We start from the raw sequence: 16,388 nt of genomic DNA, 5'->3' as shown, positions 1-16,388 counted from the left end.
AGGCCAGCTGACCGCATCTCGAAACGGACGTTTGCATGTGTCCGGCCAGAGTTACGCGAAGTAAGGATCGATTTTGTCGGGATCGTAATCCAGATCTTTGATCGCTTGCGCAACATCGGCGGCTTGGAACGTTCCAGCTTTGGCCAGGCGACCCAAAGCCGCGATGGTGATGGACTCTGCATCGACTTCGAAGTGGCGACGCAGGGCTTCGCGAGTTTCGCTGCGGCCCATGCCGTCGGTTCCCAGAACGTAGTAGTCGCCTGGGATCCAAGGCGTGAGTTGTTCGCCGAGAGCACGCACGTAATCGCTGGCCGAGATGAACGGGCCTTCGACGCCTTCGAGCGTTTCCTCGAGGTAGCTCTTGCGAGGCGTTTCGGTCGGATGCAAACGATTCCAGCGTTCCGCGGCATGCGCTTCGCGACGCAGCAACGTGTAGCTGGTCACCGACCAAACATCACTGGCGATGTTGTACTTCTCGGCCAAAATCTCTTGGGCCTTCAAAGCACTGTTCAGGATTGCACCGCTGCCGAACAGTTGAACGCGTGCCTTGGCCCCGTCCACTTCACGGCTCTTGAATTTGTACATTCCCTTGATGATGCCTTCTTCGCATCCCTCAGGAATTTCCGGTTGAACGTACGGGTCGTTTTCGGCGGTGATGTAGTACAAGCACTCCTCGCCCTCTTCGTACATTCGCTTCAAGCCTTCGTGAACGATCACGGTGACTTCGTAGGCGAACGCGGGGTCATACGCACGCACGGTTGGGAACGCGATCGCGTTGAGCAGGCTGTGCCCGTCTTGGTGTTGCAGTCCTTCGCCGTTGAGCGTCGTGCGACCGGCGGTACCACCCACGAGGAAGCCCTTGGCTCGCATGTCAGCGGCGGCCCAGATCGAGTCACCGATTCGTTGGAAACCGAACATGCTGTAGTAGATGTAGAACGGAATCATGTTCACACCGTGGCAGCTGTAAGCGGTGCCGGCGGCATTGAAGCTGGACATCGAGCCACATTCGGTGATGCCTTCTTCCAAGATTTGACCGTCTTGAGCTTCCTTGTAGAAAGCGACTTGGTCCGAGTCCATTGGCTCGTAGAGTTGGCCCGCGTGAGCGTAGATGCCGAACTGTTTGAACATGCCTTCCATGCCAAACGTTCGCGATTCATCCGGCACGATGGGGACCACGAATTTGCCAATCGATTTGTCGCGGCACATCGCGACCAACATTTGCACGGCGGCGAATGTGGTGCTGACTTCTTTGTTGTCCGTCCGTTTGGCAACAAACTTTTGGAACACATCCAGGGCTGGGATTTCCAACTTTGGATGCTCGGTCGGACGGCTTGGCACTGGGCCACCGAGAGCTTCCCGGCGTTCCTTGAGATACTTCATCTCTTGGCTGTTGGCCGGCGGTTTGTAGAACGGGGCCTCGCCGACTTTTTCGTCGCTGATTGGAATGCCGAAGCGAGTTCGGAATTCAAGCAGTTCCGCTTCGTTCATCTTCTTTTGGTTGTGAGCCACGTTGCGGCCTTCGCCGGCTTCGCCCAAGCCGTAACCCTTGACGGTCTTTGCCAGGATCACGGTTGGTTTGCCGTTGTTCAACTCGTGAGCTTGCTTGTACGCCGCGTAGACCTTTTCGGGGTCGTGACCGCCGCGACGAATCTTTTCGAGCTTCTCGTCGGACAGGTGTTTGACCAACTCAAGCAGTTCAGGGTATTTGCCGAAGAAGTGCTCGCGAATGTAGCTGCCCGGCATCGAGGTGTACTTCTGGTATTGACCGTCGACGACTTCGTTCATGCGTTTGGCCAGCAGGCCAGTCGTGTCACGAGCCAGCAGTTCGTCCCATTCGCCACCCCAAACGACTTTGATGACGTTCCATCCGGCACCGTGGAAGATCGATTCCAGTTCTTGAATGATCTTGCTGTTACCGCGAACGGGGCCATCGAGACGCTGCAAGTTGCAGTTGATGACGAAGATCAAGTTGTCAAGCTTCTCACGCGAAGCCAACCCGATCGCACCGAGGGTTTCTGGTTCGTCGCATTCGCCGTCACCAAGGAACGCCCAAACCTTTTGGCCCTTGGTGTTCTTGATACCGCGGTCGTTGAGGTATTCGTTGAAACGGGCTTGGTAGATCGCCATGATTGGGCCGAGGCCCATCGAGACGGTCGGGTATTCCCAGAAGCCGGGCATCAACCACGGGTGAGGGTAGCTGGAAAGTCCGCCACCGGGTGCCAGTTCACGACGGAAGTTGTCGAGGTTCTCGTCGGTCAACCGACCTTCGAGGTAGGCACGTGAGTACATGCCGGGCGAGGCGTGACCTTGGAAGTAGATCGAGTCACCGGAGTAACCGTCTTCGCCACGGCCTTGGAAGAAGTGATTGAAGGCGACTTCGTAAAGCGTCGCGGAGCTGGCGAAGGTGCTGATGTGCCCGCCGACGCCACCGGGCCGTTTGTTGGCTCGGACGACCATGGCCATCGCGTTCCAGCGGATGATCGATTTGATGCGGCGTTCAAGTTCACGATTGCCGGGGTAAGCGGGCTGTTCGTGAGGTGGAATTGTGTTGACGTAGGGTGTCGAGGTGTCCGAGGAAAGCGGCACGCCTTCTTCGGCGGCTCGGTCACGCAATTGGTCGATCAGGAATTTGACCCGTTCGGGACCTTTGCTCTGAAGGACATATTCGAGGGATGATATCCACTCTTGGGTCTCGGCGGCGTCGACGTCGACATCCGGCGAGTGTTGCAATTCGCCGAGGTTCTGGGAAATTTCGGCTTGAGCGACGGATTTGGATTCGGACATAGAGAGTAGAGAACTCCGGGCTCGCGGACGTTTGGATCAGATAGGTCGAGTTTTTGAGTCAGACCACGTAGTTTAGCCGTTCTTGCCTGTTTCCAGCAAGGTTAGGGAGGGGCCCAGAAATGTCCGTTTCAGCTTTCCCGAACGGTTGGTGGGATTGGTGGCGTTGAATCCATTGCACCCACCCTTTGGCGGCCTGTTGTTTTCATCCTAACCCGAAGCGTTAGCGAGGGATCGTGTGCCGTTGCAACGAGCCTATGGGGCCCTCGCTCACGCGTCGGGTTGTGAAATCGAACGAATCAACAAGCCGTTGGGGGTGGTCGTGCCGACCCCATCGAACTTCACCGCCGCTCTTCGAACCTGGGAATTCGCGGCATTTTGCAGCGAAAACCGCCTGCCTGGATGATCCGCCAGCGAAATGCGTTGGGCGCTTCGTTGGAACGCCAGTGTCCAAAGCCGTTGGGGAAGACGCTTTCAGGCCGTCGGATCGCACCGACAACTCGCTCCTTGTGGCCGTTTCCGGCGATTTCCACGCCCGATGATTCAGGCAAAGGTTCAGGCGAAAGCACTCAGGCAGCGACATTTGGTCGCGGGAAACAGCCCGATGTTTCGGCGAAATTCACGGAAGGCTCTGAATCGCTTCATCAAACCCCAACTCAAGCTGCGTGTCACGATCGTCAAAGCCAAGTTCGCGGTGCATCAGCGAGGGCTGAATGTCGTGGCTGTTTTGGTATTTCTCGCTGGCTTCTTCGGGGCTGTCGCCGCTGATTTCCCAGTACGTGATTTGGCAAATCTGAATGTTTGGGTAGATCCGGACCGGCTGAACACAGTGCAATTCGAGGGTCCAAGTGCCGCGATAACCCGCGTGCCCGAGGCTGCCGCCAGGATTCAGGAACAACCCCAGGCGTCCAAGGGAGGATCTGCCCTGGACGATGGGCACCAACCCGTGCGTTTCGGTGTGCTCGACCGTTCGGCCCAAATACAACGTGCCGGGTTGCAACGTCAGGCCCTCTTTGGGAATGGGCAGGCGGCGATACCGATTGGGAGAAGCGGCATCCAGCACGACTTCTTCGTAAACCAGCAACTCATCGTGAAGCGTTAGGTTGTAGCTGTTAGGCGACAAGCGGGACGGATCAAACGGATCGATCACGATGTCGTTGCCCAATCGCTGTTGGATGTCTTGACCGGAAAGGATCATCGACTGTGTTTCCTAAGCGGAACGTGGCGAGGTGCGGGACGGGAGGCGCCACTCAAAAAGATCGGCACTCGATGAATCACCGAGAATGTCCCTTGCCCGACAAGCGGGATGGCATTCAGGGGATTTGAAAGGATTGGGGCCGGATGAGCGGTTCGTTGTCTGGGCTGCTCCTGGCAATTTAACCACTTCCGGGTTGCGATTGATCCCCGAGATGTCGCATTGGGGTATATTTCTGGAAAGCCGACGGTTCGAAGCGAGCAACAACCGATTTGCTCCGTAGAACCGGTTCGACCCGCACAACTTGTGAGATCGACGTGAAAGCTGCTCAGCCCCCGTCCTCTCCATCAGAAACGATCGTGAATTTCGAGAGTGGAGTGTTCATCCTGGGGGGCAAGGCTGCAAGCAGCACCTTGGCGTTTGGGAATCCAGTCCGTTTTTGAGTTTCCGATACCGATGGCGTTCCGCGATCGGATTTTTGTCTCCCTCCCTTGATTCAGCCTTTCAACTGAAACGAACGACCTATGAGCAACATGAATCCTTACTCTTCCGGCGTGGATGGTGCCGCCTACGGCAACGCAGCGATCTACGCAGATGAGACCGATCGAATTGCGTTCATTCGCCGCACCTACGCTCACCTTTCAGGAGCGGTTTTCGCTTTCTTGGCGTTGGAAGTCGTGCTGTTCACGATGGTTCCTGCCGCGACCATGGACATGATGGTCCAGCGGATGACGGGCGGGTACGGTTGGCTGTTGGTGCTGGGCGCCTTCATGGCCGTCAGTTGGATGGCTCGTTCTTGGGCCAGCAGCGGACAATCTCGCGGTCTGCAGTACGCCGGCTTGGGACTGTACGTCGTCGCCCAAGCCGTGATCATGCTGCCGCTCATGTACATCGCCATTCGCGTCATGGGGCAACCTCAGATCCCGATTTTGGCAGGGATCATCACCACGCTCACTTTCGCCGGGCTGACCGGGTTTGTGATGCTCACGCGAGTCGACTTGGCATCGTGGGGCACTTATTTGTTCGTGGCCGGATTGGTCGCGATGGGCGTCGTCGTCTGTGGCGTTTTCTTTGGTTTCTCATTGGGGCTGTTCTTCAGCGCCGCGATGGTGGCCTTGGCATGCGGCTACATTCTGTATGACACCTCCAATGTTTTGCACCACTACGACACGCGTCAGTACGTCGCCGCTTCCTTGGCATTGTTTGCTTCGGTCGCGTTGTTGTTCTACTACGTGCTGCGAATCCTGATTGCCTTCTCCAGCAACGACTGATTCATGAGTTTTGATTCGATCACGGGTGTGACCAGTCTGCCGGATGACTTCGACGGGCTGGTCCGGTTGTTTCCGCTTCCGGGAATGGTTTTGTTCCCTCACGCGATGCAGCCTCTGCACGTGTTCGAACCTCGATACGTCGACATGCTGCAAGAAGCCTTGTCGACGGATCACCTGATCACGATGGCGACGCTGACCAATTCTCAGGGCAGCGTGGTGTTGGATGACACGGCGAACCTGAAGTTGCCGTTGAATATGTTGCCTCCGATTTCGCCGACCGTGTGTGTCGGCAAGATCATTTCGCACGCGGAACTCGAAGGCGATCGACACAACATTTTGGTGGTGGGGATCCGCCGCGCCACGGTGCGTCACGAACTGGACACCGGGCGTTCGTTCCGGACCGCCCGTGTCGATCTGATTGACGATTTCTATCTGCCCGCCGGAACACAAAAACGGGCCGATCTGAAGAAGCGGTTGCTCGAGGCCTTCGGAAAGATCATTCCCGTCAGCGAAGGTTCCCAAAAGTCCCTGCATGATTTGATGGCTGGGCAAATGGGGGTCGGGCCGATCACCGACATCATCGCTTACACGTTGCCGTTTGATCCCGATGAAAAGATCAAGCTGCTGGCAATGTCCGATGTGGATCAACGAGCCGAAACGCTGATTCGGATGATCCAGCGGGGCGGTTTGAACCTGCAGTCCGTCAGCGTGGAAGAAGGCAACGTCGACTTGGCAGAGTCGTCTGGATCCCGAAAAGAGTTCCCGCCGCCGTTCAGTGTGAACTGAAGCATTCGCTGCAACGATGCTTCGTGACATGTTCCAGCGAATTTGAACCAGCCTCGTGGTCTGTCACGACTTGTTTTTAAGGTAGTGGACGAGGCCACGAGTCCTTGGATTTGACGCCAGTTCAGGACTCGTGGCCTCGTCCACTACGACCAACCCTAACTCTTAGCTTTAACAGACCACTAGGATTGAAACATGCGTGGGTCTGAATTGGTCAGCGCACGAAAAACCCGTCTGCTGAGACCAAGGTAACCATCTCAGCAAACGGGCTAGGCTCGCGTTCTAGAAAGTGATCGCGAGTGGGGTGGCTGACCCTGGCGTCAGCCCGCCGACTTTCGTCAAGGGTTTCCACCCCGTTGGCTAATACAGCAATAATCCACTTGATCACCTCCTTTGAAAATTTGGTTCGACGCCACTTGCCCAGGTGCCAACCAGAACAGACAAGCGAACGTGCGGAAGTTTTGTCGCGACGCGGAATCGCGACCCAGTGACGACATGATCGTCGGTAGTCAAGACGCATGCAACCAAATTCAGGTTCGCGGCCGCGAAACGAAAATCGAGTGGAATTCTGAGCCCATGACTTCTGAGTCGCCCAAATCGCCGGAATGGACCGAACGAGAACCGGAGTCCGATCCCATGCGAACCGCCTTTGTCGCCGCCATCGAGGCACTGCGACCGGGGGAGGTGGTCAGCTACGGCGATGTCGCCGCGCGAGCAGGCTATCCCCGCCGCCACCGAGCGGTGGGGCAATTGCTCGGAGCATCCTTTGATGCGTTGCCTTGGTGGCGAGTGGTCTACAACGACGGCAGGTTGCCGCCGGTCAACCCTTCCTTGCAAGAACAGCGCTTGTTGGAAGAGGGCGTGATCATGAAACGCTTGCGAGTTCTGGAGTCGCCGCTGGGGCGGTTTGCACCTGCTCTCCAAAGCCAGTTGGTGGATCCGGCCCAAGACCTCTGAGCACATGAACTGAAGTGCGGGGGATTCTGGTGGGCGGTGATTGGGGTGTCCTGGGAAGGGTTGGGGCGGCGTGTCAAACTTTCTTTTGAGCTCTTCTTCGCCACGTCAGCAAACGATACGACCGATCAACCGGCTTGAGCATCAGCAACAGGACGATGAAGAGAGGTGGCATCAACACCTTTGCCTGGCTCAAACGTGATCGAGTGGTGCGATCATCAAGCCCATAGTGCATCGTGGTTGAGGTGGCCAACTGGACCCGGAACCAGGCCCCGAGTGAGCCACACCGTTTGAGGCTGGGGTAGTCGCCCATGAGTCTTGAAAGCCGGTCACAATAAGGAATCATCTCGACGGGATAGATTGCTGCCAGATTGAGTTTGCCAAAACGCATCCGTTGATTGCTCGTGTCTCGATCATGCTGACGTGCAAAATCAATTGGCAGGGAACAATCTCCTGAGAGCAGTTTGACAGCGAACTTCGCTTGCATCTCGCTGATCGTGGGGACGTTGCCGATGATGGGGCGGGCAAACCCAACCAAAAAGAGGTTCCGGAATCTGCGATGGCAACAGCCAAGGTAGAAGTCGCTCAGTTGGATCTCTGAATCCGAGAGGGCTTCCAAGCAGGATTCGTATCCGATCGCGGGGACGACGACATCCGGACAAAGTTTCCGTGTCCTTTCGCGATCGAAATCGAAGTAGGTGTCCAGTGAATCTGCTGCCGGGCCAACGATGCAAATACGATCATCGGCGACCGAGTCGAGAAAGCGGTCGCTCTTATTATGAAACATATTGAACAAGTCATCCTTGGCGGCCCGCGTCAGTCGCATCGCCCAATCGTTCTTCTTCCGCTCGCGATCGCTTTGTGGCTCATCTTGTTGGGATGGCGAGGCCTTGTGGGTCGGGAACCATCGGCGAAATGTATCTGCGTATCGAATGCGTGCCTTCACGAATCGTTCCCCGATCCAATTGCGTAGGTCGGGATGGATTGAGAGCATCAGGCGATTGCGCAAAAAGTCCGAAGGGACGCCGTGGATGGGGTGGTAGCGGGGGCTCACCCGAATGCCCGACTTCAGCGAGAGGAAGACTCGATTGTTCCGCTCGGGGCGAGACAATCGATCGGCGAAATCAACTGCTGATTCTCCACCGCCAATCACGACGACGGTTTGATTCTCGATCTCATCGATCTGTTGGGCATTGTTTAGCAATCGCGGTGTTTCGGAACGGAGGCTGGCTTGGTCGGCCGACTGGGCACGGGACGGCGGAATGGTCCGTGCTCGGGCTGCCAATCCCGTGCAGATGATCACCGCCTGAAAGATCTCGGTTCGTTGGGGGCTGTCTTCGGGTTCGAGGCCGCGGGTTTTCAGTTGCCACTCATTCGACGCTTCGACGTAGCGGATTTGGTCGACCCGCGTTTTGCACCGAATGGACGAATGAAGTGAGAACGCGGTCGCGAAGGATTCCAGGTAGTCGCCGTACTCCCCGTCGCAAAAGAAGTCACGGAAATCGGACACGCCGTCACCTGAGACACTGTCATCGAACAAGGGAAAACACGCAAACTGCGTCGTGTACTTGGTCGAGGTCGAAACAAATCCCGGAGAAGGATTGCCCCAACAACCCGTGATTCGATCTGATTTTTCGAAGCACACGATCTCCCAATCAGGCAATTGATCGCGTGCATTCTTCAGCGTCACCAATCCGCTGCTCCCGCAACCGACGATTGCCAAACGCGGTTTCGGTTTCGGAACGGCAACCTGCGAACCGACCGGAACAGGCGACGCGTGTTCGCTCATGGCATCACCACAGTCAAGCTCACCAGGACGAAATTGAATTGCCCCGATTCGGGAATGAACAACAGCAAACGCTCACCGGCCTGGGGTGTTTCTGAACGCAAGTGGTGATCGAGCATCACGTAGATGCTGGCGGCACCGGTGTTGCCAACGTCCGCGAGGTTGGTCCAGTAGGGCACCGGTGCAGATTGGTCGCTGCAGTGACTGGAAATCACGCGTTCCATTTTGCGTCGGAAGAAGAACGAGGACATGTGCGGCAGAATCATCGCGTATTCATCGAGAGATTCCCCGTGCTGCTGGAGCGATTGCGAAAACGCGCGACCACCGAGTTCAAACATGTGACGCGACAGGATCTTCACATCTTGGGTGAGCAATCCCGTTTCGTTTTCCAACTTCATGCACAGTGGGGCCTCATGCGCGAAGGAAACGCTATGTGTCCAGTTCACCCGCAACGATGGACGCGTGTCTGAAGGTTGGTTCTCAATCAAGAACGCCCCCGCGCCGTCGGACAACATGAACCTCAAAAACACTGCCATGAACCACTGGCTGTTCCGGAGATCGACGTGAGCGTTCCGGTCATCGATCGGCTGGATTTTGGTCGACTTAAGAATTTCAGATGCGTGTTCTGTTCCCAGACAGAGGGCCGCATGATGGTCGCCGGACTTCACGGCTCGCACCGCCCCCACGAAGGCGGCCGAAGACGACGTGCAAATGCCTGAATGGGAACTGATTTCGACAGACCGATTGAGATAGCCTCGATCTGCCAATTGACGATGGACGATGGAACTCAGGCCAGGACCTGACAGCGGGCAGTGGGTTGTGCCGGCGGCAAGGTAGCTGGGTGAGACTTGGAGGGGGCTGGAATCCAAGCAATGCATGGCTGCGAGCGTTCCCAGTTCATAAACATCGTGCGTGGGTGTTTGGTTCGTGTCCTGAGCGTAGTGTCGGCCGACAATCCCGTTCATACGCAGCACCTGCCGCATCACTTCCTCTTCGCCGGGGAGATTCCCAAGAAATTCGGTCAGGCGTTCATTTGTCACCCGTGGGCCGGGCAAGAACGATCCGGTCCGCGTGATGAAACAGGAGGCGACAGGATGATGGCTGCTTCGCGAGGGGGGCGACGAATTCACTGCTGTGTACTCGGCGGTCGGTTGCACAGCATGTCATACACGACTTCGTCAAAGACGATGTGGTAGTACAGGTACTGGCTCGGGTTGGAAAAAAATGCACTGCTGTGGTAGTGCCCGCGGTTGCTGACTTCTTGCATGAAAAAATCCAAATCAACTTGGATTTCTTGGTCACTCGCATAGATCCGCTTCAGACACCACAGCAGAATGGAGTCGGAACTGAACGAATTCAGGGCACTCATGGTGGTCTTCAAGTCACCGAAGACAGTGATCGTCGTCACGATCAACAGGACGATGTTGGTTGCGCCGAGAACCTGCCAAGAGTGTTCTCGGTTTTCGTTCAACGCCTCTTTGCTGAATTGTTCATGGTCGAGTGGTCGCTGGCTGCGGATGTAGTCGAGATTGTCCAGGAAAGCTTGTTTGTCGAAGCGATCCACCAATTCATACGACAACAAATCGTGACCGATGGTCATGTTGTTCTGGACGGCTGTGGGCAGATTCTCAACTGAAAAGTCGCCATCGATTCCGTTCAGCTTCTTGATTTCTGTAGGTGGATCGGCGTTCTGGCGTTGAAGCACATGCCGATAGAGAATCGGCTCGATTTGCACGTGACGCAGGAACAGCTCTGCCGCATCCGTCTTCGCCAAGTGCTTCATTCCCCACGTCATCGTTTTGTCGATCGCGTAGGCCTCAAATCCATACGGCACCCGATGGAAAACGAACTTGAACGGGAACAGGATCGTGCGGATGAAAAAATAGGCGACCAGCAACAGAGGACGAAGAAAGACAAAGTCCCAGTGCGATGTTTCCTTCGCAAACACATCGTTGACGTAACGGTTGATGTACGGGAAACGGTGCATCGTGGGCATGAGCGGTCTCAAGTGGAAGCTAGGTCAGGGCACTTCGTTGGCGTCTGCGAAACGTCGTGAATGACGTTGTCCCGAACCGCGTTGAATCAGCGCAAGATGCGTGCCATCTCCTGTCGGAGCATTGGGATGCGACTGCAGCGTGAGTCTACAATAATTCAGTGTCAGCCTGGTGTTGCTTCGCAAGACAAGATCCGCATCGTCCGCATCTTTGTCTGTCGGCGTGTTACGCCAACAAAACGCATGGCTTGGCCTCCTTTCGTTCTTTGCTGGTGGAGACACGGGGAAGTTGTGACAAGCAGTTCGGCAGGAGTCTTTCAGCATTTGGAATGTTTTGGGTAGCGTCGTTGCTCCCACATACAACCGGGGCGAACGCCCGAACGGCTCACATCGTTGCACCCGATCATTCCTGCCGACCTGCTTGGAGCAAATACGTTGGACGAGTTCTGCTACAATTGGCGGTCCCGCCTAACGACTCCTCGCCCACCAGTTCGCAACTGTTCCAACTCTGATTCTGTTCATTTGACGAATGATTTGAGTTTGGGAATCACCCTGCCGGTAGTCGTCCCTGCAAAGAGTGTCCTGTAGGAATCCCATGCCTAACCTTTTCGGACTGTTCGTTTTGCCTCTCTTCGTTCTTTTGATCGGAAGTGTGGTTCCCGTTCTCTTGCGGGCTGACGAGGTCGACTTTGTTCATGACGTCCGACCGATTTTGCAACAGCATTGCTATTCCTGCCACGGCGAGGAAAAGCAGCGGAGTGGATTGCGACTGGACATCAAATCAGAGGCCTTCAAGGGAGGCGATGGTTGGGGGCCGTTCGTGATCGAAGGCGAACCTGAAGACAGTCCGTTGATCGAGTGGGTGACCAGCGAAGACGAGAGTTCTCGCATGCCACCGGAAGGCGATCCCTTGTCATCGTCAGAAATCGCGACCCTGACCAATTGGGTCGAACAAGGCGCCGACTGGCCCGACGGAGTCGACCTGGCGGTGTTGGAAGATCGCATGGATCATTGGTCGTTCGAACCGGTCGTGATGCCGGACATGCCTCAGGTATCCAAGGCTGATTGGCCACGCGGCCCCCTCGATCGAATGGTGCTGGCCCGATTGGAACAGGAAGGACTGTCGCCTTCGCCGCCAGCAGACCCGGTGGTTTGGTTGCGGCGGGTGACGTTTGACTTGACAGGTTTGCCCCCCACGCCCAACGAGGTGAACGATTTCCTAGGACGCCTCGAGCACGGGGAAGCGGCTTTCAGCGAGGTGGTGGAACGATTGCTGGAATCTCCTCGCTATGGTGAACGCTGGGCTCAACACTGGCTGGATGTGGTTCGTTACGCGGACACGCATGGCTTTGAGGTCAATACCGAACGGCCGAATGCTTGGCCGTACCGTGACTACGTGATTGAATCGATGAACCGGGACACGCCCTACGATCAGTTCATCAAAGAGCAGATCGTGGGGGACGCCTTGGGGCGGGATCGGGCCACCGGATTCTTGGTCACGGCTTCCGTCCTGCTGCCTGGGCAGATCGGTGCCGACGAGCCTTCGAAACGATTGGCTCGGCAGGACTCGCTCGATGAAATCGTCAACAACGTTTCGCAAACGTTTCTTGGCTTGAGCGTCGGTTGTGCGAGGTGTCACGACCACAAGTTCGATCCGATTTCGGCCAAAGACTACTACAGCATGCAGGCGTTCGTGGCGGGGGTCGAATACAAGGATCGTGAGTTGAAGACGCCCGAATCCGAAGCACTCAAGAAGCAGGCAGAGATCTGGGCGAAAAGGGTGACGGAAATTGAAGAGCAGCTCTCTCGGTTCGTTCCCATTGCTCGGCCCAGGCCTGATGATGGCGAACCGATTCGCACCACCAACGCTCGCAAGAACACCGAGACCTTTGAGCCGTTGGAGGCAAAGTTCATTCGGTTCACGATCCACGATTCCAACTTGCATCCCAGTCTTGGCCTGATCGCGCCCTGCATTGATGAGTTCGAGATCTACACCGACGAGGCTGAACCTCGAAACGTTGCCTTGGCTTCCCTGGGCGCTCAAGCAACCGCATCGGGAAGCGTGGAGTCCAGCAATCACAAGTTGATCCATCTCAACGACGGCGTGTACGGCAATCAAAGCAGTTGGATGTCCGACACCAATGGCACGGGGTGGGTGATGTTTGCATTGCCGGAACCGATACGGATTGGGAAAGTGGTCTGGGGTCGCGACCGTCTGGGAAAACTGACGGATCGACTTGCGACGTCCTACACCTTGGAAGCGGGAGTGTCGGAGGAAAAGCTGACAACGCTGGCTCATCTCGAACCGCGTCGCAGATCGGTTCAAGCGACGATGAACACCGATCGCATCACTCCGGTGCGTGCCAATCGCCTGCGTTTCACTGTTTTGGCAACCAACCGACTGGAACCCTGCTTGGACGAGTTGGAAGTCATCAACACAGAAGGCGAAAACATTGCCTTGGCCAGCATGGGGACTTCAGTCAAAACATCCGGTGACAACCTGGTTGCAAACCGTCATGACCCACGTTTCATCAACGACGGCCGACACGGCAACTCGAGTTCGTGGATGTCCAGTGAAGATGGGAAGGGCTGGGTGGAACTGCAGTTCGCTCGCGAGCAGGAGATCGAGCGGGTCGTGTGGGGACGGGATCGTGAGGCGAAATTCGATGACCGCTTGGCGACCGAGTACCTCATCGAGACGGCCCTCGATCAAGATTGGCGGCGGATCGCTGATTCCAGGGATCGTGTTGTCTGGGACGCAGGTACCAAGCCATCCGCTGAGTTCCTGCTGGTCGGATTGACGCCCGATGAGACCCGCGTTGCCAGCGGCCTGCAGAAAGAGAAAGCCCACCTCGAAAAGAAGATTCGCGAAAACCGAAAGGGGCCGTCCGTGTTCGCCGGAACGTTTCGCAAACCCGATGACATTCACTTGCTGAATCGCGGTGATCCGGAGCAACCCAAGGAAGCGGTGGTTCCCGCGGTGCTGAGTTCGCTGGGCGACGTGCAACTTTCTGCTAAGACTCCCGAACAGGAACGCCGGAAAGCGTTGGCTGATTGGATTGCGCGTCCCGACAATCCGCTGACGGCCCGCGTGATGGCGAATCGAATTTGGCAGTGGCACTTTGGCGTCGGCTTCGTCGACACGCCAAACGATTTCGGTCGGAATGGATCGCAGCCCACTCACCCGGAACTGTTGGACTGGCTCGCTTTGGAATTGATTCGAGGTGAATGGTCGATCAAGCACATGCATCGCGTGATCGTGTTGTCGGCAACCTATCGCCAATCGACTCAGCACAACGAGCTGGCGGCCGCGAAAGACGCCGATGTGCGGTGGTTGTGGCGGTACCCGTCGCGACGCCTGGATGGGGAAGCGATCCGGGATTCCATCTTGGCGATCAATGGTCAGCTCGACCTGAAAATGGGCGGACGCGGTTTCAGCCTGTTCAACAAACGTGGTGGCTTGTCGGGGTTTGTTCCCGTGGAATCGTTCCAAGGGGATGGGCTGCGGCGGATGATCTATGCCCACAAAGTGCGACGTGAGCGAGATGCCGTGTTTGGTGCATTTGATTGTCCGGATGGCGGGCAAAGTGCCGCACGAAGGATCGAGTCGACGACCCCCATTCAAGCTCTCAATCTGTTCAACAGTCCCTTCACGATGGAACAGGCCAAAGCATTCGCGGATGTGCTGCAAGAGCAAGCGAAAGACAATGTCAGCCAACAGGTGCAGCGAGCCTACTGGGTAGGGCTCAACCGAAAGCCGTCGGCCGAAGAGTTATCAGACGCGGTTTCCGTTGTTCGCGAATTTGGGTTGGAGACGTTTTGTCGAGCCTTGTTCAACTGCAATGAATTCTTGTTTCTTCCTTGAGTCTCAACACGTCCTTCGCGATTCGTTCATTCTGTCTCCTTCAAAATTGCCCGTTCCACCATGTCCACTCCCCACCTCTCCAACGGCGGTCGCCAATTTCTGAATCGCCGCGGGTTCCTTGGCAATGCTGCGACCGGATTGGGATCCATCGCTTTGTTGGACTTGTTGGCCAAGGATCGATTGTTGGCCAACCAACCGCAGATCGACCCAGCCCGTCCGTTTGCGCTGCGGCCCGGTCATTTTCCGGCCAAAGCCAAGAACGTGCTGGTGATCTTTTGTGCTGGCGGGGTCAGCCAACTCGAAACGTGGGACTACAAACCTGAGCTCATCAAGCTCGATGGACGTCCCTTGGAAGGCGGGCCAGCGGTCACCTTTCAAGGGCCGGCGGGTGACTTAGCGCGTCCGCAATACAAGTTTCGACAACGCGGCCAGACTGGGAAATGGGTCAGCGACATGCTTCCGCACCTGGCGGAATTGACCGATGACATCGCCTTCATTCACTCGCTGACCAGCATCACCAACACCCACGGGCCAGCGGAAAACTTCTTGTCCACCGGCAGCCAGTTGGATGGGTTCCCGAGCCTGGGATCATGGACCAGCTATGCACTGGGGACGGAGAACCAAAACTTGCCCGCCTATGTGGCGATTCCTGACCCACGAGGCGTGCCGCAGAATGGTTCCAACAACTGGGGACCGGGATTCTTGCCGGCTGCATTCCAAGGCACGACGGTCAGTTCGAAATCACCGATTCGGCACCTCCGTGCGCCTGGCATGTCAGACGTCGCGGACGAAGCGAGTCGCTCGTTGCTAAAGCGAATGAACGAACGCCATCTGGAACAACACCCCGGGGACAGCAAATTGGCGGCCCGGATTGCCAGCTATGAACTGGCCGCCCGAATGCAGTTGAGCGTTCCAGAGATCACGGACCTGTCATCGGAACCGGCTCACGTGTTGAAAAGCTACGGAGCGGACGATGATTCCAATCCGACCCGTGCGGCCTATGCCAAAAACTGCATCCTGGCTCGTCGATTGATCGAAAGCGGCGTGCGATTTGTACAGTTGTTCAATGGAGCCTATGCCAGTGGCGGTGCCCTCAACTGGGACGGGCACGGCAAACTGAAGGAGCAATACGACACGCACGCTGAGATTTTGGACCAACCCACCGCGGCGATGATTCAAGACATGAAGGCCCGTGGGCTGCTCGAAGACACATTGATCGTGTGGTGCACCGAGTTCGGACGCATGCCGTTCTTCCAAAAGGGAGCCAAAGGACGCGATCACAACCCCGACGGATTCACTTGTTGGGTGACCGGTGCCGGGGTGAAGCCAGGTGTCAGTCATGGCGTGACAGACGAGCTCGGTCAGAAAGCGGTCGAGGACATCCATCCGCTCTACGATTTGAACGCTACGATCCTGCACCTGTTGGGGCTCGATCATGAACGTCTGACGTTCGAGCACAACGGCATTGAACGACGCTTGACCAACGTCGAAGGTCACCTGATTCGCGAGGTTTTGGCGTAGCTAAAACGCGGGCGTTGGGGTGGGCTGCCGTCTTTGGGGTGTTGTTGCCCCGATAAGCAAGTCGGCAGGAATGATCGGGCATCACCATGTGAGCCGTTTGGGCGTTCGCCTGGACTGCTGAACGTTTGGGCTCGGAGAGTATTGTCGCTTGCGCAAGTTTTCATTCCGGTAGGGATGCAAGATGGTAGCCGTCGGTAAGTTTTATTCCGGGAAAATCGAGATTGAAGGAGACGGAATCG

10 protein-coding genes are annotated in these 16,388 nt (G+C 56.5%); 5 read left to right on the top strand and 5 right to left on the bottom strand.

Annotated elements, in window-relative coordinates; translation table 11 throughout:
* Positions 1-51: 51 nt before the first annotated feature.
* On the bottom strand, positions 52-2,784 hold the full coding sequence (gene aceE / locus UH5x_RS04320; RefSeq protein WP_482634837.1) for a pyruvate dehydrogenase (acetyl-transferring), homodimeric type: 2,733 nt from the start codon (positions 2,782-2,784) through the stop codon (positions 52-54).
* A 616-nt stretch (positions 2,785-3,400) separates the two neighbouring features.
* Positions 3,401-3,979, bottom strand: a complete 579-nt coding sequence (locus tag UH5x_RS04315; protein ID WP_047816969.1) for a dCTP deaminase — start codon at positions 3,977-3,979, stop codon at positions 3,401-3,403.
* Between the two features lie 530 nt (positions 3,980-4,509).
* On the opposite strand from UH5x_RS04315, the gene UH5x_RS04310 reads away from it, so the two are divergent.
* From UH5x_RS04310 to UH5x_RS04300, 3 genes are all read left to right on the top strand, one after another.
* Positions 4,510-5,247 carry a Bax inhibitor-1/YccA family protein gene (locus UH5x_RS04310; protein ID WP_236696662.1) on the top strand — a complete coding sequence of 246 codons (738 nt, stop codon included), beginning with the start codon at positions 4,510-4,512 and terminating at the stop codon, positions 5,245-5,247.
* Positions 5,248-5,250: 3 nt separating this feature from the next.
* Positions 5,251-6,033 carry an LON peptidase substrate-binding domain-containing protein gene (locus tag UH5x_RS04305; protein WP_482634836.1) on the top strand — a complete coding sequence of 261 codons (783 nt, stop codon included), beginning with the start codon at positions 5,251-5,253 and terminating at the stop codon, positions 6,031-6,033.
* A gap of 573 nt (positions 6,034-6,606) precedes the next feature.
* Entirely contained in the window at positions 6,607-6,987 is a 381-nt protein-coding gene (locus UH5x_RS04300) for an MGMT family protein (protein WP_482634835.1), read from the top strand.
* Positions 6,988-7,060: 73 nt separating this feature from the next.
* Here the strand turns inward: UH5x_RS04300 and UH5x_RS04295 are convergent, their stop codons facing one another.
* Genes UH5x_RS04295 through UH5x_RS04285 form a run of 3 tightly spaced genes read right to left on the bottom strand, consistent with a single transcriptional unit; the run spans position 7,061 to position 10,766 of the window.
* The gene (locus UH5x_RS04295) at positions 7,061-8,773 is read right to left on the bottom strand and encodes a SidA/IucD/PvdA family monooxygenase (RefSeq protein ID WP_482634834.1); all 1,713 of its coding nucleotides are present in this window, start codon (positions 8,771-8,773) and stop codon (positions 7,061-7,063) included.
* The gene (locus UH5x_RS04290; protein ID WP_482634833.1) at positions 8,770-9,900 is read right to left on the bottom strand and encodes a hypothetical protein; all 1,131 of its coding nucleotides are present in this window, start codon (positions 9,898-9,900) and stop codon (positions 8,770-8,772) included. The genes UH5x_RS04295 and UH5x_RS04290 overlap by 4 nt, the downstream gene beginning before the upstream one ends.
* On the bottom strand, positions 9,897-10,766 hold the full coding sequence (locus UH5x_RS04285; RefSeq protein ID WP_482634832.1) for a DUF6999 family protein: 870 nt from the start codon (positions 10,764-10,766) through the stop codon (positions 9,897-9,899). The genes UH5x_RS04290 and UH5x_RS04285 overlap by 4 nt, the downstream gene beginning before the upstream one ends.
* 592 nt (positions 10,767-11,358) lie before the next feature.
* Between UH5x_RS04285 and UH5x_RS04280 the strand changes: the two genes are divergently transcribed.
* Together UH5x_RS04280 and UH5x_RS04275 are read left to right on the top strand one after the other, a co-directional pair.
* Positions 11,359-14,628, top strand: a complete 3,270-nt coding sequence (locus UH5x_RS04280) for a PSD1 and planctomycete cytochrome C domain-containing protein (RefSeq protein ID WP_482634831.1) — start codon at positions 11,359-11,361, stop codon at positions 14,626-14,628.
* A 60-nt stretch (positions 14,629-14,688) separates the two neighbouring features.
* Positions 14,689-16,149, top strand: a complete 1,461-nt coding sequence (locus UH5x_RS04275) for a DUF1501 domain-containing protein (protein ID WP_482634830.1) — start codon at positions 14,689-14,691, stop codon at positions 16,147-16,149.
* Positions 16,150-16,388: the final 239 nt, after the last annotated feature.

The organism is Rhodopirellula sp. UH5, assembly GCF_056839225.1.
Note: the sequence above shows the minus strand (reverse complement) of the source record. Positions and strands in the feature narration are given on the sequence as shown.